The 24,298-nt window shown below is 67.0% G+C and carries 18 protein-coding genes and 1 pseudogene (1 of these 19 cut by a window edge); 7 read left to right on the top strand and 12 right to left on the bottom strand.

Going from position 1 to position 24,298, the window contains the following annotated elements; genetic code table 11:
- Positions 1 to 355 precede the first annotated feature (355 nt).
- From E6K79_07525 to E6K79_07535, 3 genes are read left to right on the top strand one after another with little or no spacing between them, the layout of a single operon-like run.
- On the top strand, positions 356 to 2,284 hold the full coding sequence (locus tag E6K79_07525) for an ATP-dependent metallopeptidase FtsH/Yme1/Tma family protein (protein TMQ64486.1): 1,929 nt from the start codon (positions 356 to 358) through the stop codon (positions 2,282 to 2,284).
- Positions 2,181 to 3,161, top strand: a complete 981-nt coding sequence (gene folP / locus E6K79_07530) for a dihydropteroate synthase (GenBank protein ID TMQ64469.1) — start codon at positions 2,181 to 2,183, stop codon at positions 3,159 to 3,161. Before E6K79_07525 ends, folP begins: the two co-directional genes overlap by 104 nt.
- Positions 3,158 to 3,955, top strand: coding sequence for a TIGR00159 family protein (locus E6K79_07535; GenBank protein TMQ64470.1), 798 nt, complete (start codon positions 3,158 to 3,160; stop codon positions 3,953 to 3,955). Before folP ends, E6K79_07535 begins: the two co-directional genes overlap by 4 nt.
- Before the next feature lie 212 nt (positions 3,956 to 4,167).
- Here E6K79_07535 and E6K79_07540 read toward each other — a convergent pair whose 3' ends face one another.
- The 4 genes from E6K79_07540 to E6K79_07555 form a co-directional block, all read right to left on the bottom strand.
- The gene (locus tag E6K79_07540; protein ID TMQ64471.1) at positions 4,168 to 5,229 is read right to left on the bottom strand and encodes a glycosyltransferase; all 1,062 of its coding nucleotides are present in this window, start codon (positions 5,227 to 5,229) and stop codon (positions 4,168 to 4,170) included.
- Entirely contained in the window at positions 5,138 to 7,882 is a 2,745-nt protein-coding gene (locus E6K79_07545) for an insulinase family protein (GenBank protein ID TMQ64472.1), read from the bottom strand. The genes E6K79_07540 and E6K79_07545 overlap by 92 nt, the downstream gene beginning before the upstream one ends.
- 140 nt (positions 7,883 to 8,022) lie before the next feature.
- Positions 8,023 to 8,232 carry a cold shock domain-containing protein gene (locus tag E6K79_07550; protein TMQ64473.1) on the bottom strand — a complete coding sequence of 70 codons (210 nt, stop codon included), beginning with the start codon at positions 8,230 to 8,232 and terminating at the stop codon, positions 8,023 to 8,025.
- Between the two features lie 58 nt (positions 8,233 to 8,290).
- The gene (locus E6K79_07555) at positions 8,291 to 8,626 is read right to left on the bottom strand and encodes a zinc-binding protein (GenBank protein ID TMQ64474.1); all 336 of its coding nucleotides are present in this window, start codon (positions 8,624 to 8,626) and stop codon (positions 8,291 to 8,293) included.
- 223 nt (positions 8,627 to 8,849) lie between these two features.
- Here E6K79_07555 and E6K79_07560 point away from each other — a divergent pair, with 223 nt between their 5' ends.
- The gene (locus tag E6K79_07560; GenBank protein TMQ64475.1) at positions 8,850 to 10,550 is read left to right on the top strand and encodes a hypothetical protein; all 1,701 of its coding nucleotides are present in this window, start codon (positions 8,850 to 8,852) and stop codon (positions 10,548 to 10,550) included.
- A gap of 29 nt (positions 10,551 to 10,579) precedes the next feature.
- Here E6K79_07560 and E6K79_07565 read toward each other — a convergent pair whose 3' ends face one another.
- Positions 10,580 to 12,967, bottom strand: a complete 2,388-nt coding sequence (locus E6K79_07565; protein ID TMQ64476.1) for a hypothetical protein — start codon at positions 12,965 to 12,967, stop codon at positions 10,580 to 10,582.
- Positions 12,968 to 14,090: 1,123 nt separating this feature from the next.
- Between E6K79_07565 and E6K79_07570 the strand changes: the two genes are divergently transcribed.
- The 3 genes from E6K79_07570 (at position 14,091) to E6K79_07580 (ending at position 17,502) form a co-directional block, all read left to right on the top strand.
- Entirely contained in the window at positions 14,091 to 14,294 is a 204-nt protein-coding gene (locus E6K79_07570) for a cold-shock protein (protein TMQ64477.1), read from the top strand.
- Between the two features lie 97 nt (positions 14,295 to 14,391).
- Entirely contained in the window at positions 14,392 to 16,455 is a 2,064-nt protein-coding gene (locus tag E6K79_07575) for an APC family permease (protein ID TMQ64478.1), read from the top strand.
- A 501-nt stretch (positions 16,456 to 16,956) separates the two neighbouring features.
- Positions 16,957 to 17,502 (top strand): GNAT family N-acetyltransferase, encoded by a 546-nt coding sequence (locus E6K79_07580; GenBank protein ID TMQ64479.1) that lies wholly within the window; start codon positions 16,957 to 16,959, stop codon positions 17,500 to 17,502.
- On the opposite strand, the gene E6K79_07585 is transcribed toward E6K79_07580, so the two are convergent.
- The 7 genes and pseudogenes from E6K79_07585 to E6K79_07615 form a co-directional block, all read right to left on the bottom strand.
- On the bottom strand, positions 17,499 to 18,551 hold the full coding sequence (locus E6K79_07585; protein ID TMQ64480.1) for a hypothetical protein: 1,053 nt from the start codon (positions 18,549 to 18,551) through the stop codon (positions 17,499 to 17,501). The two genes, E6K79_07580 and E6K79_07585, sit on opposite strands and share 4 nt — an antisense overlap.
- Entirely contained in the window at positions 18,491 to 20,917 is a 2,427-nt protein-coding gene (locus tag E6K79_07590; protein ID TMQ64481.1) for a DEAD/DEAH box helicase, read from the bottom strand. Before E6K79_07590 ends, E6K79_07585 begins: the two co-directional genes overlap by 61 nt.
- Before the next feature lie 25 nt (positions 20,918 to 20,942).
- Entirely contained in the window at positions 20,943 to 21,941 is a 999-nt protein-coding gene (locus E6K79_07595; protein TMQ64482.1) for a DUF72 domain-containing protein, read from the bottom strand.
- 15 nt (positions 21,942 to 21,956) lie between these two features.
- The gene (locus tag E6K79_07600) at positions 21,957 to 23,201 is read right to left on the bottom strand and encodes a DNA polymerase IV (protein ID TMQ64483.1); all 1,245 of its coding nucleotides are present in this window, start codon (positions 23,199 to 23,201) and stop codon (positions 21,957 to 21,959) included.
- A gap of 6 nt (positions 23,202 to 23,207) precedes the next feature.
- Positions 23,208 to 23,504, bottom strand: a complete 297-nt coding sequence (locus tag E6K79_07605; GenBank protein ID TMQ64484.1) for a hypothetical protein — start codon at positions 23,502 to 23,504, stop codon at positions 23,208 to 23,210.
- A gap of 46 nt (positions 23,505 to 23,550) precedes the next feature.
- A complete protein-coding gene (locus E6K79_07610) occupies positions 23,551 to 23,937 on the bottom strand; it encodes a DUF4440 domain-containing protein (GenBank protein ID TMQ64485.1) in 387 nt (128 codons plus the stop codon).
- Positions 23,938 to 24,238: 301 nt separating this feature from the next.
- A pseudogene (locus tag E6K79_07615) lies at positions 24,239 to 24,298 on the bottom strand (hypothetical protein) (it continues 372 nt past the right edge of the window).

A 24,298-nucleotide genomic window follows, 5' to 3' on the forward strand; every position in this document is an offset into this window, starting at 1 on the left:
CACGACTCCCTCCCGCCGTTCGGCCGATCTCCCGGGCGGAATCCGGGCCCGAAGGGACGGGGGCCGCGTGTTGCTGGAGCTCCGGATTAACGAACCCGCGGCGCGGAGTGCACCATCCAATGGTAGAGAGCCTTGAGGGCTCTGCCGATAGGCCAAGGGGAACGTCACCGTCGTACATCACCGTGAAAGCCAAGGAGCCGATTTGAGCCAACGTCACGATAAAGATCATCGCCCGCTAGCGCGCAAGCAGTCGAACCGCACGCCGCGCCGGCCACCGGTCCCACCCCGTCCGCCGCAGCGGAAGCCGACCCCGTTCGGGCCGGCGAAGCCGCTCCGGACGGCATTGCTCTGGGTCATTCTCGTCCTCGCCGTCCTCGTCTTCGTGCAGGTCTACGGCGAGATCAAGGCGAAGACGCACGAGATTCCCTACTCCGAGTTCCTCCAGCAGATCGACCAGGCGAACATCAAGGCCGCGACGATCGTGGAGCGCGAGGTGGCAGGCGAGCTGAAGCAGGGCGCGCTGACCCACGTCGAGGGGCGCCCCGTCTCCTACGTCTTCTTCAAGGTCTACCTCCCCGCGGAGGACAAGGACATCGGAAGGGCGATCCTCGCGAAGGATCCCAACGTGGTCGTCAATTCCAAGCCTCCGGGAATGAACTGGTGGGGGCTCGCCCTCTCGTACATTCCGTTCATCGGGTTGATCGTCCTCTGGATGGTGATGATTCGCCAGCTCCAGTCGGGCGGCGCGAGCGCCATGAAGTTCGGCAAGAGCCGCCCCAAGGTCGCCCTCGAGTCGAGTCCCAAGGTGACGTTCAAGGACGTCGCCGGCGCGGACGAGGCGAAGCAGGAGCTCGAGGAGATCATCGAGTTCCTCCGGGATCCGAAGAAATTCCAGCGCCTCGGCGGAAGAATTCCGAAGGGCGCGCTTCTCCTCGGCCCTCCGGGCACCGGCAAGACCCTGCTCGCGAAGGCGGTGGCCGGCGAGGCGGGCGTTCCGTTCTTCTCGCTCTCCGGATCCGACTTCGTGGAGATGTTCGTCGGAGTGGGAGCCTCGCGCGTACGCGACCTATTCGATCAAGGGAAGCGGAACGCGCCCTGCATCATCTTCATCGATGAGATCGACGCCGTGGGTCGCCACCGCGGAGCGGGCTTGGGCGGCGGTCACGACGAGCGCGAGCAGACCTTGAATCAGCTCCTCGTCGAGATGGACGGCTTCGAATCGAACGACGGCGTGATCCTGATCGCCGCGACGAACCGGCCCGACGTGCTCGACCCCGCGCTGCTTCGGCCAGGGCGCTTCGACCGGCAGATCGTGGTCGACGTGCCGGACGTGCGCGGACGCGAGGGGATTCTCCGTGTCCACACGCGGAACATCCCGGTCTCCGAGGACGTCAATCTCAATATCATCGCGCGCGGCACGCCCGGCATGGTCGGCGCCGATCTCGCAAATCTGGTGAACGAGGCGGCTCTCCTGGCGGCGCGCCGGAACCACAAGCGCGTCAACGATCAGGATTTCGAGGACGCCAAGGACAAGGTGATGATGGGGACCGAGCGGCGGAGCCTCGTGATCTCCGACACCGAGAAGAAGAGCACGTCGTATCACGAGGCGGGCCACGCGCTCGTGGCGTGGCTCCAGCCCGGGAGCGACAAGGTCCACAAGGTGACGATCATCCCGCGCGGGCGTGCCCTCGGGCTCACCGCGTACCTGCCCCAGGACGAGCGTCATTCCTTCTCGCGCGACTACTGGCTCCAGATCCTGACCCACCTGATGGGCGGGCGGGCCGCCGAGCAGATCGTGCTGAACCAGCTCACGACCGGGGCGCAGGACGACATCCGGCGCGCCACCAACATCGCACGCCGCATGGTCTGCGAGTGGGGGATGAGCGAGCGGCTGGGACCGCTCACGTTCGGCAGCAAGGAGGAGTTCGTCTTCCTGGGCCGGGAGATCTCCCAGAGCCGCGACTACAGCGAGAAGACCGCGATCATGATCGACGAGGAAGTGAGGGGGCTCGTGGAAGGCGCGTACAACCGGGCCCGCCAGCTTCTGAGCGACAACGTCGACAAGCTGCACGTTCTATCCGCCGCCCTCTTGGAGCGGGAGATCCTGGACGGCGAGGAAGTCGAGAAGGTCCTTCGCGGCGAGACGCTCGAGCCGATCACCCGAGATCGCGGCGACGGCCATGCTTCGGCCGCCGCGGCCGCGACGGAAGAGGAGGCCGGCGGCCCCCGTGAGAAGGCGCCGGTCCCGCGCGTCGCTCCCACGGAGAGCCCCGGCTTGGCGTGAGCGCGTGATCTTCACCCACCGGCTCGGCTCCTGGGATCTGACCCGGCGGGCGCGCGTGGTAGGAATCTTGAACGTGACCCCCGATTCGTTCTCGGACGGGGGTCTTTTCTTTCCCCCGGAGCGCGCGATCAGGCGCGGCGAGGAGCTGGCTGAGGAAGGCGCCGACGCCGTCGACGTGGGAGGACAGAGCACGCGTCCCGGGGGGACCGAGCCGGCGGGACCGGACGAGGAATGGGCACGGATCGGGCCCGTGATCGAGGCCCTCGCAAAGCGGCTCCCGATTCCCCTGTCGGTCGACACCTACTGGGGCGAGGTCGCGCGGCGGGCGCTCGACTCCGGTGCGGCCATGGTGAACGACGTCAGCGGGCTCGGCGTCGATCCTTCGATCGCCGATCACGCCGCGCGCGAGCGGGCCGGGCTCGTCCTCATGCATTCCGTCGGCGCTCCGTCGCGCCTGCATGAGCCGCGCGAGTACGGGGACGTCGCGGCCGAGGTGCGGGATTTTCTCGCGGCGCGCCTTCGGATGGCGGAAGCCCGAGGGGTGGAGCGGGAGCGGATCGCGCTCGACCCGGGCATCGGCTTCTCCAAGCGGGCCGGGCAGAGTCTCGAGGCGCTGCGCGGGCTTCCGCTCTTGACCGCGCTGGGGCGACCCCTGTACATCGGAGTATCGCGGAAGTCGTTCCTCGGCGCCTGTACCGGAGCACCGATCGAGCGCCGGCTCGCGGCGGGCCTCGGCGTCAGCGTGGCCGCCTACGGGCTGGGAGCCCGGATCTTTCGGACCCACGACGTCCAGGAAACCTTGGACGCCCTCCGTGCCGCTGAAGCGCTTCGGGAACTCGCTCCCGAGGCTTTGCCTCCTCTGGAGACCCGGGCGTGATCGAGCTGAAACCGCAGATCCTGGTCGACGTGATCGACATCCTGATCGTGGCGTTCCTCTTCTATCGCCTCTTCGCCATGATCAAGGGGACCCGGGCGGCGCAGATGTTCGTGGGTCTCGTCTTCATCGTGATCGCCTCGATCATCGCCCAGTGGTTCCGCCTGAACGCGCTCAACTGGATCATCGGCAGCCTGAAGACCGTGTGGGTCATCCTCTTCGTGATCCTCTTCCAGCCGGAGCTCCGCGCGCTTCTCACGCACGTCGGCCAGAACCGGCTGCTCCGCGCCCTCATCCGGGTCGGCGACGGCGGCGTCTTGAAAGAGATCCTGGCCGCGGTGGAGGACATGAGCAAGGAGCGGCGCGGCGCCCTCATCGTCGTCGAGCGCGACATGGGGCTGCGCGACTACATCGAGACCGGGACGAAGCTCGACGCCGCGGTCACGAAGGAGCTGCTGGAGACGCTCTTCACACCGCACTCCCCGCTCCACGACGGCGCGGTCGTCATCCGCAGCGACCAGATCGCGGCAGCCGGCTGCATCCTTCCCTTGAGCGAGACCCCCGGCCTCTCGCCGATTCTGGGCACGCGGCACCGCGCGGCGCTGGGATTGGCGGAGGAGACCGACGCGTGCGTCTTCGTCGTGTCGGAGGAGACGGGCGCGATCTCGATCGCGCACAAGGGGGAGCTGAAGTGGAATCTCGACGAGGGCCAGCTCCGGAGCGAGCTCGCGGCGATCTTCAACCCGCGCCCTGATGAGACGACCGAGGTGGAGAAAGAGGCCGCGCAGGGGGCGTAGCGGGGATCAACCGAAGGGCGCCTGCGCAGCGAGCGGAAATGGGAGCGGGTCGATATGCCCGGTGGTCAAACTATGCGGGCCCGCTGAAAAAGCGCTGAGGGTCAACTCGCGCCCGGGGATATCGCGCCCGCTCCCCCGCGAGCAAGCACAGCGCCCGCAGGTTGATCCCCGCTACGCCCCCACCGCCGGTCAGCGGCGCCCCCGCACGTCGGCTAACTAAGCCCCCTACGTGGCCCCATCCTTCCCCTCGCGTAGCCCCACAGGTACGCGAGGTCGTACGCGACCTTGAGAAGTGGGACGAGGAAGATTGCCTCACGCGGCGGGATTCGGCCGGAGCCGCGCCGGGCCTGTGAAGCGACGAAGATCCCGACCGCCAGCGCGAGGAGCAGCCACGCGGGCATGAACCAGAAGCCGGCCGCGAAGAGTGCTAACCCGGCGGCGTACTTCGCGGCGATCGTGGCGTAGAACCAACCCTGCACGCGCGACTCCCCGTCTCCTGTCCCGAACCTCCGATGCTGATGCATGAAGGCGCGCAGGTTTCCCCGGGGGTGCCAGCGGACGATCGCCTCAGGGGCGAACGCGAACTTGCGACCTTCGCGCTTCAGCGCGAGCGCGAACGGCGTGTCCTCGTTGTGGGACAGGGATTCGTCGAACCCTCCGACCAGCTCGAACGCGGCGCGACGGAATGCGACGGAGCGGGTGGAGGGGAGAAAGCGGGCGAGGTCGACCTCGCTCAGGCTGGGAGCGGAAACGACGCCGGCCGCGCGCTCGAACGGGGTGGCGCCGACGGGCCGGTAGAAGCCTGCGACGACATCCACGCCCGAGTCGTTCTCGAAGGGGCGAACCAGCCACTCGAGCCACTCGGGATCGACCTCGACCCCGGCGTCGGTGCAGGCGATGATGGCGTGGCAGGCGGCGCGAACCGCGGCGTTCCTGCCCACCGACCGGTTGCCGGGCGCGAGGAGGGCCCGGATGCGCGAATCCGCGGCGGCGCGCTTGCTGAGGCGTCCGTACGTGTCGTCGGTCGAGCCGCCGTCCGCGATCACGATTTCGTCGGGGATCCTCGATCCGCGGAGGAGGGAGTCGAGGAGAACATCGATCTCCGCGGCTTCGTTCCAGACCGTCGCGATGACGGTGACGGCCTCGCGGGTCACGGGTCGGTGGCCGCCGCGCCCGGCCTGGCTACCAGCCGCCGGGGCGGGTTTCGGAGATGGCGTAGGGGCGTCGGTTGAACTCGTCCTTCTCGAAGTACTTGAGTCCGACACGCAACAGATCGTCCGCTGTGACCGCGTCCATCTTCGCGGGCAAGATCACCGGATAGTCCACACTCAGTCCGAAGATCTCGCCGCGCGCGGATTGGAATGCCCTCGTCGTGTTGGAGCTGAGCAGGCTCAGGTACGACCCGACGGCATTGGACTTGGCGTACCGCAGCGTGTCGGCCATCTCTTCCGTCAGCGGAAGGTACGCGATCTTCTTGAACTGACGGAAGAGGAGCTTCACCGCGTCCTCCTCCTGCACCGGCCCCTTGATCGTCATGGACGCGATGATCGGCGATTCGTCCATGGCCTGGGAAACGATGGATGTGGCGCCCCTCACGAACTCGTTCGATTCCAAGTATTGCCTGAACCAGCCGCTCGGCCCGCTCAGGACCGAGTTGATGACATACAGGGTCGGCATATCCGGGCTGGTTGGGAGCGGCCCGTTGAACGCGAGGGTGACGGTGCAATCCGGGCCCCCACCCAGCTCCCACTTCTCCCGAAAGCCCTCGAACTCGCCCTCCTTGGCGATCGTCCCCGGCTGGAACGGCTTGGCGGAGACGTCGCGGAACGCCTCGTCAACGGCAGGTCCCACGTCCGCCGGCTTCACGTTTCCGAAGACGGCGACGACCGTATTTCCGCGAACCACGAACTTCCGATACCACGCCTCGATGTCCGAGAAGGGCATCGTGATCAGGTTCTTCCGGTTTCCGAGTCCGGGCAGCCGGTAACCGGAGACCTGATACTTGGTCGGAAAGATGAGCCGAGCCCGCTGCGCCGACTCGTCGTCGAGCCATTTGTCGAGCGCGTTCAGCACCAGTAGCCGTGTCGCGTCGACCGACACCGTATCGATCTCGGGGTGGGCGAACATCGCGCCCAGGCGCCCGAGCGCGTCGCGCCAGGAATCGGCGGGGACGGAGAGCGAGACCCCCCACATGTCGCGGTCCTGGTACGGCACGAGCCGGCCCACGTCGGCCAAGGAGTGCCGGTATTGAGCTCCCGCGGCCTTGGAATCGGCGCTGCTCAGAAGCAGCTCGCGGAGCATCGTCGTGACGCCGTTGTTCTTGTCGTTCTCATAGCGGACGCCCCCGGCCAGGTAGACGCCGATCGTCACGAGCGGGACGCTTCGGTCCTCGCTGGTGAGAACCCTAAGGCCACCCGACAAGGTCGCGAGATCGACGCGCGACCGGCCGGCGTCGAACGGAGCGGCAGGGATCTGCGCGAGGGGAGCGTCGATCCGCCGCACCCTCTCCGGCTCCGCGCTCTGCGTCACTTTCGGCCCCTGCTTGTAGGCGGCCTGGTTGATGCCGATCTTCTCTCGAATGCGCTTCTCGAAGTCCTGGCGTAGCCCGAGGCTGTCCGCGGTCGACGCGGGCATCATCTCGATGATCGCCGCCTGCTTCATGTCGAGATATTGATTCGCCACCGCGACCAGGTCCCCGGGGCGGATCGCCTTGAGTCGCTGGAAGTAGACCTCGTCGGCGCCCGGGCGCCCCTGCAGGACCGCGAGGCCGGTCGCCTTTCCCAGACCCGAAAACTCGGCCTCGGAGTAGAGGTCGCGCGACATGACCGATGCGACCGCGGCGTCGAGGTCTTCCTGCGTCACCGGCGTCGACCGCGACTGCTCGAGCAGCGCGAAGAGCCCATCTTCCGCGTCCCGCATACGCTCCGGCTGGGCGCGAACCGAGACCGTCACGGTGCCGCCGTCCGCCTCGAACGCGCGCTGCGCGGCGGCCACCACGAACTCGCCGCCCTTCTCGATCATCCGCTTCTGCGCGCGGGAGCTCGGGCTTTCCACGAGCAGCGCCATCAGCACGTCCAGCGCGAGGGCGTCGGCGGTACCCCACGCCGGCGCGCGGAACGCGACCGTCAGCGCGGCGCCCTCGGTATCGCCGAAATTCGACAGATTCCGGATCAGCGGACCCGCGAACGGCTTTTCGGTGAATCGCGCGCGCGGCGGCGCCTTCCCTTTCGGCGCGTCCTGAAAGGCAATCTCGACCCGCCGGGCGACGTCCTCCGGGTCGACGTCGCCCACGACGACGACCACCATGTTCTCCGCGACGTAATACGACTTGTAGAACCGCTCGGCGATCGACTGCGTGACCGTTCCCAGCTCCAGCGGGGGCACGGCGACCGGCCACGCGAGCGGCGTTCCGGGATGCAGCGCCTCGCGCGCCGGATTGATCGAGGCGCGCTCCGCCGCCTGCAGCATGGTCCCCGACTCGCTCTTCGCCAGGTCGACCGCCTGAGTGATGTCCCTCGAGCTGAGGCGCGGATGCAGTACGACGTCGCTCAGAACATCGAGGCCGATACCGAAGGAGCGCGCGGGAACGGTGACTTGGAACAGCGAATACGAGTAGCCGGCCTCGCTCCCGGAAGATCCACCGTAGCGGTTCAGCTCCTCCGCGATCTTCTTCTGCTCGCGATTCTTGGTCCCGGCGAAGAGAGCGCGGGCAAGAACCGCGGCGACGCCGCGCTCCTTGAGCTGCTCATCCCGGGAGCCGGCCTTGACCCAGACCTGGATCGAGACGAGCGGCCGCGTGCGGTTCTCGCGAACCACGAGGGTCGTCTTGTTGGAGAGGGTGCGCGTAAGCTGCGGGGCGGCCGAGACGGATGCGGGAAGCTGAAGCGCGAGGGTGGAGGCCAGCAGGATGACGGAAGAAAAACGCATGTGAAACCGACCCTCCGATGGCGTATGAATGCCTTTGATCCGGCGGGAGAGTCTACTCCATTGGGTTCCAAAAGCGAACCCCGACGGGGAAATCCCCGCCGGGGTCGCGGCAGGCGCCACGCTGCGACAATCGACGCGCGTCAGGCGTCGATCTTCACGACGTTCGCGGCCTGCTTCCCCTTCTGTCCGTCCATCGGCTCGAACTCGACGATCTGCCCCTCACTCAGCGTTCGAAACCCGTCCGCTTGGATCGCCGAATGGTGAACGAAGAACTCCTCTCCCGAATCTTCCCGGATGAATCCGTATCCCTTGGCCTCGCTGAACCACTTGACCGCTCCGCGGTGCTTCAAGTGCGGGCGCCCTCCTTCCGGTCCGAGATGGTATGGGCGATTACGGGACTTGCGCCGATTACGTGCTCACTCCTCTCGGCGATCGCACCGATTGGAAGCAGTCCCGACAGTAGACCGGCTTTCCCGGCGTGGGGCGGAACGGAACCTGCGTCGTCACGCCGCACGAGGAGCAGACGGCCTCGTGGAACTCTCTTCCGGACGATACTCCCGTCACCTGCGGCGCGCCACCGGCAACCCCGGGACCTCCGTGGCGCTTCTTTTCGTCTCTACACCGGCGGCAGCGGGTCGGTTCGTGCTGGAAACCGCGCTCCTTGTAAAACGTCTGCTCGCCCGCCGTAAAGACGAACTCTTCGCCACAGTCGCGACATTTCAGTACCCTGTCTTCTTCGGCCATGAAACCTCCGTTACGCCCTCACCGGTATGAAAGCACATTCTCCCCGGTGGGCGAGGCGCGCCGGGGGCAGTTCTGGAGAAACCGAGGGGACCGGGGGTAGGCTACGGAAGTGAGGGGACGGTTGGACCTGGGTCACTGCATTCCACTCGATGCTGCCTGGATCTCCGCAAGTACGGCGGGAACGGGGATCGATACCCTGACGTCCATAACCATATAGTTTATCGTGACTTGTGTCAAGCATTTTGTTCCGCGCGTCCTCCCCGCCTGGGTTGCCGCCGTGCTCTTCCTGGGCCTCGTCCCCGCGGTGGACTGCCGCTCCTCGTCCGCCGGCCATGGGACGCGCGCCGACGCGGCCGAGCGCGCCGGCCGGATCGACTCCCTCATCATTCTTCACACGAATGACACACACGCGCGGTTGATGCCGTTTCAGGAGGAGGACGGGACGCTGGCCGGAGGCGCGGCCGCGCGGGCGGCGTTGATCGAGAAGGAGCGCAGCCGCGTGGGCCACACGCTCCTGCTCGATGCCGGCGACGTCTTCCAGGGGACGCCCTATTTCAACTTCTTCCGCGGAGTCCCGGACTACCGGGCGATGTCCCTGATGGCGTACGACGCCGGCGCCCTCGGAAATCATGATCTCGACGACGGTCCGGCGGCCTGGCTCCGGTCGAGCTCTCACGCCCGCTTTGAGATTTTGAGCGCGAACGTATTCGTGGCTGCCGAGAGCGCGTGGGCGGAAGGAAAGGAAGCGGTTCCCGTGTCCGACCGGCACGGCTCGCGGTGGATCGGGGGCAAGCGGGTCCCCGAAACGGCGCCCCTTCGATATCTCACCCGGCCGTACCTGATCCACGACCTTGGAGCCGGCCGGACCGCGGCCCTCTTCGGGCTGACGACGGCGGATCTCACGCACATCGTCGCGGTCGGCCCGAACGGAGGGGTCGCCGTGGCCGATCCGATCTCGATCGCGGAGCGGCTCGTCCCGGAGCTTCGAAAAAAGGCGACCATCGTGATCTGCATCTCCCACATCGGCGTCGACGCCGACCGCAGGCTGGCGAGCCGCGTGCCCGGGATCGACCTCATCATCGGCGGTCACTCCCACACAAGCCTCGAGCGGCCCATTCTGGTGCCGAACGCGACCCCCAACGGGTATCACGGCACCGCGATCGCCCAGGCGGGGTACCGCGGCGAGTTCCTGGGGAGGATCGCGCTCTACTTCGATGGGGATCGCCTCGCGCGATACGCGGGACGCCTGGAGCGGGTCCGTCCGGCGGACGGCGAGGATCCGCGCGTGGCGGCGCTCCTCAAGCCGTACGCCGATTCCATCGAGGCCTCGATGTCTCAGCCGATTTTCCGCTCACCGGCCCGCATTCCCTCGAGCAGCCTGCGCGAGGGCGAAACGCCTCTGGGGAACTTCGTCGCCGACGTGATGCGCGACGCGGTTGGCGCGGACGTGGCGATCATCAACTCCGGCGGAATCCGCGCGCCCCTCCCCGCCGGGAACGTCACAGTCGGGGATGTCTACTCGACGCTGCCGTTCGACAACCGCATCGTCGTGGTGTCGATGCCGGGGTGGCGGCTCCGCGAGCTCCTCGACTTCTCCGGCGGGAGGATCGGGAAGGGCGGATTCGCGCAGGTCTCCGGAGTCTCGTTCGTGATCCGGGGCGATCGCGCGAGCTACATCCGAGTGAACAAGAAGCCGCTGGAATCGGACCGAACCTACCGCGTCGCCACAGTCGACTTTCTCTACGAGGGCGGCGACGGCTACGCGATCCTAGCCAAGACCGGCCCGGCCGACCGAACGGGGATCCTGCTCCGCGAGGCCGCCGTGAAGTTCTTGAAGAAGCATCCCGACTACCGCTTTCGGAAAGAGGGCCGCATCGTGTGGGAGGGCTCGTCCCAGGGGCTTCGGGACCTCCGATTCAAATAGCTGGGAGCGAGGGGGCGACCGGCGCCGCTTCACTTCCCCTGATAGCGCAGCTCTAGATTTACGTCCCCGAGACTCGGCGGGACCTCGAGCCGCTGTGACACTCCCTCGACGTATCCCGGCGCGTCGACCCGGATGCGAAAGATTCCCGGCGGAAGGTTGGGCACGACGTAGGCGCCGGTGGAGTCCGACTGCGAGGTCCCCCGGGGTGGAGAATCTCCGGGCGCCGCGCGCGTCGAATCGACCCGCCCCGCTGGTTCCCAGCGGATTCTGGCCCCGGCGATCGGCTCGCGCGTTCGATCGTCAATGATCCTTCCCTCGAGGAAGGGATAGAGGATCGCGTCCCGAACGTTCGGGACGCCCCACCCGTAGCGATTGTCGGGCCGGCTCGCGCGATCGCCACTCATCACCAGGGCCTCGCGCACGGCTTCGGGACCCCAATCAGGGTGGGCGCTCAACACGATCGCGGCGCACCCCGCGACGAGCGGTGAGGAGTAGGACGTGCCGCTCCCGTGACCGTACCGGTCGCGCGAGCGCGCCGTCACCAAGGCGACGCCCGAGCCCATCGCGACCAGGTCGGGCTTCACGCGCCCGTCCCACGTCGGACCCACCGAGCTGAAACCGGCGAGGCTGCCGTTCCAATCGACCGCGCCGACCGCGATCACGCCCGGAGCGTCCGCGGGCGGGTTCAAGCTCCATTCCCGCGGCCCCGTGTTCCCCATCGAGTTCACGATCAAGAGCCCGCGCTCAAACGCGACGTTCGCGAAGCGGCTTACGAGCGCGGTTCGTCCGTCGCGATCCTCGGGCGAGTACCACAGGTAGTAGGAGAGCGAGCTGGCGGCGATGTCGGCGCCCACCGACTCGGCCCACTCGATCGCCTCGCACCAGGCGTCCTCCTCCACTCGCGTCTCCGACCCGATCCGCTCCGTCTTCGCGAGCAGGTAGTCCGCGCGATAGGCCGGGCCGATGATCCTCCCCGGCGCGTAGCCCGCGATCACCGAGAGGACCGTGGTTCCGTGGATCGACTGACCGGGAACGTCCTGGGTCGGATCGTAGGACGCGACCTCGTCGTGGAAGACGAAGTCGCGCGTGGCGCGCACGGTGAGCTGGTCGAATGCCTCGTGCCCCAGCTCGAAGCCTGAATCGAGAACGCAGATCAGAACGCCCTCGCCCCGATATCCCATCGCATGCGCTTCGGGGACCCCGAGCATCTCGAGCTGGTGCGCGGCCGGACCGAAGCTGAATTCGTCGGCCGCTGCGGCCCGATCCCGCGTGAACACGCCCACGGGGCGCACGCCGGCGACGAACGGCAGGGCCTCGATGGCGGCGACCGCTTCGGCGTCGGCCTCGATGCTCACCGCGTTCAGCCAGCGCGAGATCGTGCGGATCGTGACCCCGGCAGTGCCGACGGCCGAGACGTACGACGCGGCGGGCTCGAGGTCGCGCTCGTCGACGAGGCGATCGGCCGCCGCCGGAGTATCCCGCTCGCGGATCGCCTTGGCGCGTCGGGCGAGCGCCCTGGGAGAGAGGAGACCCTCGGCCGCGGTGAGGGCAGAGTCGAGTGAGGCGCCGGATCCGTGGTCGCGGAAGAAGACCCATTGGAGCGACCGCTCCCCGGCGAGCGCGGCAGGGACGCCACACGCGGCGAGCGCCGCCACGACCACGATCCCACCGAGCGCGCTGCGCATCAGAAGGTGTAGCGCACCGTGTATGTGAGGACCGACTCTTTCCCCGCCGGCACCGGAACGTCGAACTCGGCCGTGTCCGCGTCCTTCTTCCGGAAGTCGTGCGACTTCTGGGTGATCTCCCAGTTCCCGTAGAGACTCTCGACCACCGTCACCTTCGCCGGCTTGGAGCCGTGGTTCCGGAGCTGGATGCGGAACTCGTCCTCGGTCACGTTGCGCGAGATGCGCGTGTGGGAAGCGCGACTTCTCTCCCCGACCAGGTCGAACGCGATCCCGCTCAAGATCCGGATCCGCTCCCCCGCCGCCGTGTGCGGCAGCCGATCCTCGCCGACGAGCGTGGAGGCGCCGCCCAAGTCCGCGGCGTAGACCCGAACCCGTCCTTCGGGGAGCGGCAGGCCGAGGCCGGAGCCCTTCTCGTTCCCGAATTCGACCTGGACCCGGATCTTGGAGCCGTCTCGCGCGCCGTCGTAGCGATAGGTGCGGACGGCGGCAACGCGCGTCGGCGATAGGATCGCCGCCTGCACGGTGGCGAGTTGATCGAGGTCCATCGTTCCCGCGAGCGGGTACGAATGGTACGCGAAGAGATCGTTGGGGCGCGCGGCCGGCGCGGCGGGCGCTTCCTCCACGGCGGCGCCCCGATCGGGAGTTCCGCTGTCGCGGTGGATCTCCCCCGCGACGAGCGAGACCTTGGCGTCGGCGAATGAGCTCCCCGACCGGTTCACGATGGTCGCCCATCCGCTCAGCTCGACGCTTTGCTCGTCGGCATCGAGGACGGCCGAGTACTCGGCGCTCCACTCGATTCCCGCCGTCAGATAGGAAAGCGTCCCCTTCTCCTCCCCGCCCATGGCGGACTCGATCTGCCACAGAAGCGAGGGGCGCGCTCGGAGCTTGAGGCGCGACGGAAACTCGACCTCGCTGATCTGACCCCGCTTGAACATCGTGAGCACCTGGGCCGAGTCGCGGCGCACGATGAAGAGATCATCGCCGTCGATCCCCGCGAGCACGCCGTGATAGGCCTTCCCCCCGTAGCGGTAGGAGATCGAATCGCCGAGAAAGCGCCGGAACACCCGGTCGCCGTTCCAGAGGTCGAACCGGAACGTCTGCCGGAGCACTCGGAATCCGGTTCCCTCCAGGCGGGTGGAGGTGGAATCGAGCCGCTGCGGGACGCCCTCCAGCGCGATCTCGCTCACGCCCTTTGGAAGCGTCAGGATCTTCGGCTCACGCACGAGGGCCACATCGTCGTTGTAGATCACGATCTCCGGCCGGCCGCTCGCGCGGATCGCGCCGTCGGATGCGCCCGCGGCGGGCGGGTGGATCATAGGAAGAAGCGCGAGCGCGGATAAGGCGAGCGCGGCGCGTACCGATCGCGGCATGGCACCTCCGTGGGAAGCGGGAAGCGGTCTCAGCCTTCAATCAGCGCCCACGTTACGGTCGCGCCCGGCCGGGGTCAAGGCGCCGCGGGCGCCGCATCCGGTGGGAATTCGGCGGTCAAGATTGGCCTGCCACTGCCGAATTTCCCTTTGACAGGCTGAACGGAGGGGTCTACCGTCAAGGGGTCTTCGGATCGGCTTCGGCCGGTCAGCTTTGGCTCGCTTTGGAAACCTGCAATGGTGTTGCCTCGCACTCGCAGTCGTTGTCTTGGCTTCAGCGCTGGCACGCGGCAAGGTTCAAAGCACTAAACGGTGTCGGAACGCTGAAGCAATTTCCAACAACAATGACGAACCAGAATCCCAGAGCCGCCGGAGTCTGCCCGTGCGGGGTGAACCACGTTCGCCCCGCGAGGGCTTTTCGCGCGCCTGGGAACCAGGGCGTGAAAATGGGCTCCATGAGCACGCTCCACGAGGGGAGGTGATGGCACATGCGTAAGCGCGGAACGGTAAAGTGGTTCAACGAGGCCAAGGGTTTTGGCTTCATCCAGCAGGCCGGCGGGGAGGACGTATTCGTTCATTACTCCGCCATCCAGGGTGACGGGTTCAAGACCCTGGCCGAGGGCCAAGCGGTCGAATTCGAGATCGTCGAGGGTCCGAAGGGCAAGCAGGCTGCGAACGTCACGGCCGTCTAAGGGCGGTTTGAGTCGATACGCCGCCCCGGTGGGGTCTTCCCGCCGGGGCGGTCCCATTTGCGGAGGGTGTGTCCCGGGTATATAGTTGCGCGCTCCCATGGCAGAACTCACACAGGACGAGCCGGCACCCAGCAACATCCCCGAGCCGCCGCCGGATCCTCCGCCTTCGGAGCAGTTCGAGTCCGCCCCCGTCAGATTCCTGCGACGGGCGTTCGCGGCCATCATCGGGCCCGCGCGCGCGCTCACCGACCCGCAGCTGTTTCACAAGATCTCGCTCGCCGCGTTCCTGGCGTGGGTCGGCCTGGGCGCCGACGGGCTCTCGTCGAGCGCGTACGGGCCGGAAGCCGCGTTCCGAGCGCTTCACGAGAACACCTTCCTCGCGATTCCGCTCGCGCTCCTGACCGCGATCACCGTGACGGTGATCGCCGCGAGCTATACGCGCATCATCGAGCGGTTCCCCGCGGGAGGCGGCGGCTACGTGGTCGCCACGAAGCTGCTGGGATCCGGCGCCGGGCTTGTGTCGGGGAGCGCCCTTCTCGTCGACTACGTGCTGACCGTCGCGATCTCGCTCGCCGCGTGCTCGGAGTCGATCTTCAGCCTCGTGCCGCCCTCGCTCCATTTCGCGTATCTCCCGTTCACATTCGGGCTCCTGGCGGCGCTCACGATCTTGAACCTGCGGGGCGTTCGCGAATCGGTCGCGGTCATCTCACCGATCTTCCTCCTCTTCATCCTGACGCACGCGACCGCGATCGTGGCCGGCATCGCGCTGAACATCCATCAGATCCCTGTTGAGGTGCATCACTTGAGGGAGCAATCGGCCAACGCGGTCCAGATGACGGGTTGGATTCCGCTCATCATGATCGTGTTCCGTGCGTTCACCCTCGGAGGCGGCACCTATACGGGAATCGAGGCCGTCTCGAACGGCGTGCCGATGCTCCGCGAGCCGAAGGTGGCGACCGCGAAGATCACGATGCGCTACATGGCGGTTTCACTCGCCGTGATCGCGGCCGGAATTCTCGTCAACTACCTCCTCTACCAGGTGAACCCGGTGCCCGGGAAGACGCTGAACGCCGTTCTCTGGTCGGCGATCGCGGGCCAGGTGTTCGCCCCCGGGAACCGTCTCGGCGAGATCCTGGTCGCGCTGACGCTGGTCTCCGCGGGGACGCTCCTCTTCGTGGCCGCGCAGACCGGCTTCCTCGGAGGACCGCGCGTCCTCGTCTACATGGCGTTCGACCGGTGGGTGCCGTCGCGCTTCTCCAACCTCTCCGAGCGCCTGGTCACGTCGAACGGGGTTCTGTTCATCGCGCTCTCGGCGGGAGCGGTCCTCCTCTTCACACAGGGGGCGGTGCACATCCTGGTCGTGCTCTACTCGATCAACGTCTTTCTCACGTTCGCCCTGGCGCAGCTCGGCATGTGCCGGGACGCGATCCACCTGAGGCGCGAGGGGAAGGCCTGGCGGGGACCACTCTTCATCAGCCTGCTCGGCTTCGCCGTCACCGGATCGCTCCTCATCGGCACGGTATCGTTCAAGTTCATGGAGGGAGGCTGGGCCACCCTCCTCGCGACGGGAATGATCTGCCTCGTCTGCGCGTCGATCCGCCAACACTACATCCGCACCGGCGTGAGCCTGCGGCGCCTCGACGAGAGCCTTTCCAACGTGCCTCTTCCGAGCACCGAGCCGACGCAGGCGCCCCTCAAGCGGACCGCCCAGACCGCGATCCTCACGGTCGTCGGGTTCGGCGGTCTCGGAATCCACTCACTGCTCAACTTGTTCCGGGTCTTCCCACATCAATTCAAGCAGGTCGTGTTCGTCTCGGTGGGAGCGATCGACTCCGGAAAATTCAAGGGAGCGGACGAGATCGAGGCCTTGCGCCTGAGCACCGAGTCGGATCTCCAGAAGTACGTCGATTTCGCGAGGAAGTTGGGGTTGCCCGCCGAGTATCGATATGCGATCGGGACCGACATCGTGGATGAGTTGGAGCAGCTGATTTTGAAGGCGAGCGAGGATTATCCGCGCTCGGTCTCGTTCGGCGGCCAGCTCGTGTTCCAGAAGGAGCGCTCCGTGCTCCGATGGCTGCACAATCAGACGTGCCCCGCGCTCCAGCGGCGCCTCGCGTTCCACGGCCTTCCGATGGTGATCCTGCCGGTGCGAGTGTACTGATGCGGGGGCGGCGCGGTTGGGCGGCCCTCGAGCGCGGTCGCGCGGCGGCGCGCCCGCAAGGGGCGGACGGGACAAGGGGCGGACGGGACCCGGCTATTGGCGTGAGGTGGGGCCGGATCCCGTGCCGCCGATCTATTCCGCGTGGGCGCACGGCGCCCCGACGAGCCCTTTCCTCCCATCCAAGGCGTAGTCCCTCAACTACGCCCTGGGAGCGAACGCGATCTTCCACATCGCGCGTCTCCCCCCGTCCTACCCAGGCGCGCGGGCCCGCCGGTCCAGCGGGTCGTGCCGTGGCAAGACGCGCATGCAGGGTCACGCCGTCCGCGACACGGTGCCGGCACGTCGCAAGGGACGTGCCTCGAGAGGGCGTGCGAGGACCGGTTTCGGTCCGCGCCAACTCTTGATCGGGTCGTAGAATGGGAATCGGCGGCGCCACTTCCCGTCGACGACTGGCGGGCATGCCGCGTCGGAGTTTCGACACTGTCGAACCAACCTGAGGCAATGGAGCGGATGAATACATCGCGCCTTGAAACCCAACGCCTGACCCTGGTGGCCGCGACGCTGCCTATGCTCCGGGCCGAGCTCGCCCGCCCCGAGGAGTTCGCGCGCCTGCTGGGGGCCGAGGTCGCCGCCCCGTGGCCTCCCCCGCTGAACGACGAGCAGTCGAACCGCTGGATGATCCGCCTTCTAGAAGAGGATCCGGAAATCGGCAACTGGGGCATGTGGTACTTCCTGCTGCGCGAGGGGCCGACCGGCGGCCCGCTCGCGATCGGAAACGGCGGCTACAAGGGGAAGCCGTCCGCCGACGGCACGGTAGAGATCGGCTACTCGGTCGTTGAGGCGTATCAAAGGAAGGGCCTGGCCACCGAAGGCGCCCGCGGGCTCATCGATCGCGCGCTTCGTGACCCCGCCGTGACACGGGTGATCGCGGAGACGTTCCCCGATCTCACACCCTCGATCCGTGTGCTCGAGAAGAACGGATTCCTCCGGATTGAGGAGAGTGGCTCGGAGCCCGGCGTGATCCGCTTCGAGCTGAAGCGGCCCTAATAGGTCACGGCGTCCGGATCGAAGAGGGGCGGGATCAACTCCACCATCGCGACCACGTCGAGCAGGTTGTGGTGGAAGACCGGCAGGAGCCGGTACGGCTCCCCCCGCTTGACGAAGTCGTGGTAGAGCCCCGGAATCTCGGCCCCCGAAACATCCCCCGCCCTCCTGCGCCGGAGCACGTGCCACTCCAGGGTCTTGAGCCGGCAGTCCGGAAGCATGTGCTTCCACCGGCGTCGCGCCATCCAGAGGAGGTCGAGGTGCGGAAGCTCCAGCGAGAAGGCCATCCGGTGATGGGTCGCGCGGTCGCGGAGGAACGGCACGTCGAACGACTTCCCGTTGAACGTCACGAGGAAGTCGAACTCGCGAGCCAGGCGCGCGAGCTCCTCGAGGAGGGCGCGCTCTTCGCTGTAGTCGCGCGCGAAGAGCTGGCGGAGAACAAGATTTCGATCGCCGACCATGCAGAGCCCAACCAGGAAAACCGGCGCCGCCGAAAGCCCGCACGTCTCGATGTCGAGGAAGAGCATCCTCCGGTGACCGTAGCGGCGGAAGAGGCCGCGCTCCGGCGACTCGACCTCCGCGGCGATCTCCGGTAGATCGCGCGCCCGGCTGCGACGCCGGAACCGGGCGTGCCCGCCAAAGCCGTTTCCGGTGGAGTCGCTCTCGGAGAGAGCCGAGAGGTTGCTCAAGAGCGGGAAGGGCCGCTCCCCAAGCTCCGTGTAGAGCCGCTCATGAATGAAGAGGGGCCCGTGGGGACCCTCGAGGATCCCGCCCGGGAGGACCTCCTCGATCCCGACCGGCTCTACCTTAAGCTCGCACGACGGGAAGAGGGGTAGCGTCGCGGCTGCACCCGTCGCGGCGGCCGCGGCCGCAGATGAGGCCGACGCGGACGTTAGGCCCGCTCCACGCGGAGGCTTGGCCTCGCGGGCAAGATCGCCTAGCCGCTGTCGAAGCGCGCGGGAGAGCATGGCCTGAGTGATTGCGCCCTCCTCTATGTGCCCAAGAGCCGGCGCAAGAGTGCTTCGGCCGCGGCCTTGCTTGGGATCGGCCATCCTCCATGGAGGTCGTAGTCCTGTTGCTGCGCCGGGCGCAGGATCGGCAGCCCGACGCACGAGGGACAACCGACGTCGCAGGGACACTCCTCCACCATGTGGAGGGCGGCGCGCAAAAGCTCCTCGACCAAGCCGTATCCCCGCTCCGAGTAGCCGAGGCCCCCGTGGTAGCGGTCGTAGAGAAAGATCGCCTGCTCGCCGAGATTTCCGCTGTCGAGAATGCCGCCGAGATCGGGCCGGTCGCACATCACGTGGAGCGGGAGGAGCGTGATGAGGAGATTCCGGAGGCCCGACATGCCCTCGCTGGGATTGAGGCCCTTCACCCTCACCGCGGCGCGGACGCTCTCCTCGGGGCGGATCCAGAGCGCGACCGTCTCGAGATTCTGCCGAGGCAGGTCAAGGGGGTGATAGCCGATCGCGTCGAGGCTCCGGAACCGGATCTTCTTCATCGCCACGGTCGCCCACGAGACGTCCGCGGTCCCGAGCCCGATCTCGCACTCGTTCCACCGCCGGGTCTCCCGCGTCTCGAGCAGCTTGAGCCTCGTGTCGAGGACCGGCTGCGTGTAGTAGTCGACCTCGCGCCGCTCCACGTACGCGATCTTCTGCTTCAGGTCCAGCTCGCGGACGAAGAACGTGTCGCCGTCGTGGAGGTAGATCGCCTCCGGGTAGACCAGCTCCGGCGCGCTGATCGCGTCCACCGTCGCGAGGACGGCGTTCGCCTGTCCTTGGTCCAGGATCGTGAACGTGTCGTCGGAGATTGTCCTGAGATTTACCTTCCCCGCCGGGTAATCCGCTGAGGACCAGTACCGGAGTCCGTCGAGCGACTTCATCGTCCCCTCCTCCTCGAGGAGCGTCGCGATTCGAGAAGCGCGGCTCCCGAAGAGCGATTCGTCGTCGGGGGTGAGGGGCAGCTCGTACGCGGCGCAGGCGAGGTGTGAGGCGAGGACATACGGGTTCTCGGGATCGAGCACCGCGTTTTCGGGGGTCTGGCTGAAGAAGTGCTCCGGGTGGCGCATGAGGTATTGATCGATCGGGTCGTCGTAGGCGATCACGAGCGCCAGCGCCGGGGTCTGCGAGCGGCCCGCGCGCCCCGCCTGCTGCCACGTGCTCGCGATCGTGTTCGGAAACCCCACGAGGACCGCCGCGTCGAGCGAGCCGACGTCGATCCCAAGCTCGAGCGCGTTCGTCGAGATCACGCCGCGAAGCTCCCCTTCGAAGAGCCGCCTCTCGATCGCGCGGCGCTCCTCGGGGAGATATCCGCCGCGGTAGGCGCTCAGCCGGTCGGCGAGCCCATCCTTGTCGCGTTCCAGCCGCTCGCGCGCGTAGCGATAGATGAGCTCGGCGGAGACGCGGGTCTTGGTGAAGACGATCGATTGGACGCCGCGGCGCATCAACGACACTAGGATTCGCTCCGCCTCGATTGAGGCGCTTGCGCGTCCCGCTCCCTCGCCCTCCGCGTGCTTGGGATTCCAGAATGCGAAGAGCTTGGGTCCGCGCGGCGCGCCGTCCTCGTCCACAACCTTGACCTCGTCGCCCACGAGAAGCTCGGCCAGATCCCCAGGGTTACGGATCGTAGCGGACGAGAGCAGGAAGCGTGGGTCGGAGCCGTAGTGGCGCGCGACGCGGCGCAGACGGCGGAGCACGTTCGCGACGTGCGAGCCGAAGATGCCCCGGTACGTGTGCACTTCGTCGACCACGACGTAGCGAAGGTTCGAGAAGACGCGGCTCCACCGGGAATGATAGGGGAGGATCCCCTGATGAAGCATGTCGGGATTGGTCAGGATCGCGTTCGCCTGCTCCCGGAACCGGCGCCGTGTCTGCCCCGGCGTGTCGCCGTCGTATGTCCCCGCCACGAGGGCGCGGCGGAGCGCCGGCGAGCTCTCGGCCATCCGCGTGAGGCCGCGGAGCTGATCCTGCGCGAGCGCCTTGGTCGGAAAGAGGTAGAGCGCGACCGCGCTCGGCTCGAGGAGAAGGCGCTCCAAGATCGGGATGTGGTAGGCGAGCGACTTCCCGGAAGCCGTGCCCGTCGCGATGACGACATTCGTACCCGCGCGGGCCAGCTCGATGGCGCTGGCTTGATGGGAATAGAGCCGCGAGATTCCCTGGGCATCGAGGACCTCCCGGAGCGCGTCGGGAAGCGGGCTCTCGAGCTCGGCGTAGGAGGCCGGGCGCGCGGGGAGATGCTCCAGGTGGACCAGCTCGGTCGGGCGAAGGCGCCGCCCATCGGGCCCGTCGATCCACTCGCGATTCCGAGGACCCCTCCCGCCCGCGGTGATCGAAGAGAGGAGCGCCTCGAACTCGGCGATTGTCTCCGGCGAATCCGCACGTGGAGTGGGGGCGAAGAGTCCGGGGCCGCCCGGTGTCATGGGAGCGTCTCTCCGTTCACGGCAATCACAGGAGGCCCTCCCCCTCGAGAAGCCGCCGCATCAACTTCGCGCCGGTCGCGGCCTGACCCACGTGGCAATTGTTGAAGAAGACGAAGGTCTTCTTCGCCTTCATCGAAAGGTCGCGGATCTTGTCGACCCATTCTTTGAGCTCGGCCTCGGAGTAGAGGTAGTCGTACCGATCGCCCGGGTTCGAAGGACGCGGCTTCGGCGGGGCGGTGTCGGCCGCGGCGGTGTCGGGCGCCGCCGTGTCGGCCGAGGCAGCGGCTGCGTCCGTCGCGAAGAGCGGGCCGTAGTCCGCTGCTCCGCGCGGCATTCCGCCCGGTCGCTCCCGTTTGGGACGCGGCGCCGAATCCGGGAAGGCCCTCACCGCCCCATCCGGCCGCCACCAGTTCTCCTTGTTCCGGCCGTGGAGCCGGACATATCCCACGGAACCGGTCGCCCGCGCGACCGGCGGCACGAGTCCAGGGAGATCGGGCTCGTCCACGCTCACGTACCCAAGCCCCTGCTCCTCGAGCCACGAAAAGATGTCATCGGACCTGCCGTGGCGCTCGTCACGGACCCAGGAGTTGTGCCGGAACTCGACGAAGAGATGCGTCCCGGGGAGGCGCTGCTTCATCTCGCCCAGAAACTTCTCGTTCTCCCGCGTCCTGCGGAACGCGTACGGGAATTGCGCGAGAACGCCGCTCAGCTTCCCCGCCTGGAGCAGCGGATCGACGGAACGGGCGAACGCCTGATAGATCTCATCATCGAGGCTTCGCTTGTGGGTCATGTCGTGGTGGGCCTTCACGACGAACTCGAATCCTGGCGGCGTCTTCCGCTCCATCGCGTGGAGCGTGCTCGGCGGAGGGATGCGGTAGTAGGTCGCGTTCACCTCGACGGTTGGGAAATGTTGAACGTAATGGTCGAGCATCTTCCCGCGGTCGGTGCCCAGCGGATAGAAGGGGCCAACCCAGTCCGGGAAGGAGTAGCCCGAGGTGCCGATCAGGATCATAGGGGTGGCCATCCGATGGGGAGTGAGTTACTCGATGGCGCCCGCTCTGACGAGCGCCGTGTCGCCGAAGCGGTCCCGAAGAGAGTCGACCGCCTCGATCATTTTACGCCTGCGCTCATCCGCGTCGAAGAGGCTCGGTTGCGCCGCGTTCCCGGAAGCGACGAGCCCCGAGACCGAAACGCCGATCAGGCGAAGGGGACGCCCATCCCAGTTCTCATCGAGAAGGGCGGAGGAGGTCTTGTGGATCAAGCTCTCATCGTTCATTAGATATGGAAGCGCCCGCTGGCGGATGGTCGTTCGGAATTGCGAATCTCGGAGCTTCACGGAAACAATTCTCCCGAGATACCCGTCCTGGCGCATGCGCCGTCCCACCTGATCGCTCAAACGCAGTAGGTGCGCCCCGATCCGCTCCCTCGAGTCGACGTCGTGCGAAAGCGTGAACTCGTGTCCCATCGATTTGACCGGCACTCCCCGGTAGTACGGAATGACCTCGCCCTCGTCTTCGCCGAGCGCCGCATCCCGCATCCGGTCGCCGTTCAGCCCGAAGTGGTACGTGAGGAACTCCTTCGGGAAGTGGGCGAGCTGCCCGATCGTGCTGATTCCGAGCTTCTCGAGCGCGATCCGCGTCTTCTCGCCGATTCCCCAAAGGTCCTGCACGCCTCGTGGCCAGAAATACCTCCGGTAGCCCTCCTGCGTCAGCGGGGTCAATCCGCGCGGCTTCTCCACCCCACTCGCCATCTTCGCGATGTATTTGTTCGGCCCCATTCCGATCGTCGCGGTGAGGTCGGTGCGGCGGTGGATGGCGCGCTGGATCGCGCGGGCGACCGGTATCGCGGCGTCGAGCAGCTCTTCAGGGGTGCGCGGCCCCGCGCCGGCACGGGCACTGGCGTCGGCACCGACGCCCTTTGACTTCGTCTTCCCTTGCAGTAACCGCGGCGCCCCTGTCAGATCCAGAAACGCCTCGTCGATGCTGAACGGCTCGACGATAGGCGTGAAGTCCTTCAAGACCTCGAGGATTTGGAGCGAGATGTGGACGTACTTCTGGGGATTTCCCTCGACCAGCGTGAGGTCAGGGCAGAGCCGGAGCGCCTCCGCGTTCGGCATGCCCGCCCTCACCCCGAACGTTCGCGCCTCGTAGTTCGCCGAGGAGACGACGCCTCTTCGCTTGAGATCGCCCCCCACCGCGAGCGGATGTCCCGCGAGCCGCGGATTCATCTTCTCCTCGACCGAGGCGAAAAACGCGTCCATATCGACGTGGGCGACGACGCGCACCGACGATCATCCCTCCATCCACACCCGGGTGAGCTGCCAGGTCATCTCCCTCGAGTCGTAGCAGATCTCGTAGTAGTCGGCGTTGTCGGCGAGGAGCGCGAAGTAGTGGATCTTGTTCTGCCCCTCGTGGCGGACCCAATCGCCGGTCACCTTGGCGATCTTGACCGTCTTGCTCTTCCAGCGGAATCGGATCGGCTTCATCCGTCCCGCCGTGAACATGGTGATGACTTCGATGGGATCGTGGATCGACTCGATCATGAAGTAACCGTCGCTTGCCTTGGGAAATGAGTTCGCATGGACCATCAGCCAAGCCTCCGATATGCCAGCCCGAGTAACCCGGTCAGCCTCCCTACGCGGGCGGCAGCGTCTTCAATCCCCAGGGATTGTCGATCGCGATGAGCCAGTTCCCGCCCGCCTGGCGCCGCAGCACGTCGGTGGATTCCCCGGCGAGCGCGATCGGCTTCCCGCCGGGATCCGTTCCGTGGAGACTCCACCGACTCAGGTAGAGCGCGAGATCCCCCGATTCGAAGACGCGCTCCGCCTGAGACACGAGCCTGGGTTTCATCGCGATGAATCCTCCGAGTGCGGCGCGAAGCTCGGCCGTACCGCGGGCCGGGGCGCCCTCCGGGGAAAGGAGAACTCCCGAAGGCTCGTAGAGAGCGACCGCGGCGTCCAGGTTACCCGCGTTGATCGCCGCGACGAGCCGGCGGACCGTATCGACTGGACTCTGTGTCATCAGCCAAGCCTCCGGAAAACCCCCACCACCTTGCCCGCGACCCGCACATCGGGATCGGACGGGCGCACCTCGATCGGCTCGTAGTCCTCGTTCTCGGGAATCAGGAGGAGCTTGTCGCGACGCGGGAAGAAGCGCTTCACCGTCGCCTCTTCGCCGATCACCACGACCGCGATCTCTCCGCTCTTGACCGGCGCGTCGTGATGCACGATCGCGATGTCGCCGTCCAGGATCCCCGCGTTCTTCATGCTGTCCCCACGCACGCGGAGAGCGAAATGCTTGCCGGGCCGCACGAACGCGCCGTCTACGATGAGCACGTCCTCCACATTTTCCTCGGCGAGAATCGGCGCGCCGGCGGCCACGC

The organism is Candidatus Eisenbacteria bacterium (assembly GCA_005893305.1).
Classification (GTDB): domain Bacteria; phylum Eisenbacteria; class RBG-16-71-46; order SZUA-252; family SZUA-252; genus WS-9.

Excerpts from the sequence above, each read along its gene's own strand:
- E6K79_07580 (TMQ64479.1), top strand. The coding sequence starts at position 16,957 with ATGGAGCGGATGAATACATCGCGCCTTGAAACCCAACGCCTGACCCTG.
- E6K79_07575 (TMQ64478.1), top strand. The coding sequence starts at position 14,392 with ATGGCAGAACTCACACAGGACGAGCCGGCACCCAGCAACATCCCCGAG.
- E6K79_07570 (TMQ64477.1), top strand. The coding sequence starts at position 14,091 with ATGCGTAAGCGCGGAACGGTAAAGTGGTTCAACGAGGCCAAGGGTTTT.
- E6K79_07610 (TMQ64485.1), bottom strand. The coding sequence starts at position 23,937 with ATGACACAGAGTCCAGTCGATACGGTCCGCCGGCTCGTCGCGGCGATC.
- E6K79_07555 (TMQ64474.1), bottom strand. The coding sequence starts at position 8,626 with ATGGCCGAAGAAGACAGGGTACTGAAATGTCGCGACTGTGGCGAAGAG.
- E6K79_07565 (TMQ64476.1), bottom strand. The coding sequence starts at position 12,967 with ATGGGCGACCATCGTGAACCGGTCGGGGAGCTCATTCGCCGACGCCAA.
- E6K79_07590 (TMQ64481.1), bottom strand. The coding sequence starts at position 20,917 with ATGACACCGGGCGGCCCCGGACTCTTCGCCCCCACTCCACGTGCGGAT.
- E6K79_07545 (TMQ64472.1), bottom strand. The coding sequence starts at position 7,882 with ATGCGTTTTTCTTCCGTCATCCTGCTGGCCTCCACCCTCGCGCTTCAG.
- folP (TMQ64469.1), top strand. The coding sequence starts at position 2,181 with ATGCTTCGGCCGCCGCGGCCGCGACGGAAGAGGAGGCCGGCGGCCCCC.
- E6K79_07605 (TMQ64484.1), bottom strand. The coding sequence starts at position 23,504 with ATGGTCCATGCGAACTCATTTCCCAAGGCAAGCGACGGTTACTTCATG.
- E6K79_07585 (TMQ64480.1), bottom strand. The coding sequence starts at position 18,551 with ATGGCCGATCCCAAGCAAGGCCGCGGCCGAAGCACTCTTGCGCCGGCT.
- E6K79_07595 (TMQ64482.1), bottom strand. The coding sequence starts at position 21,941 with ATGGCCACCCCTATGATCCTGATCGGCACCTCGGGCTACTCCTTCCCG.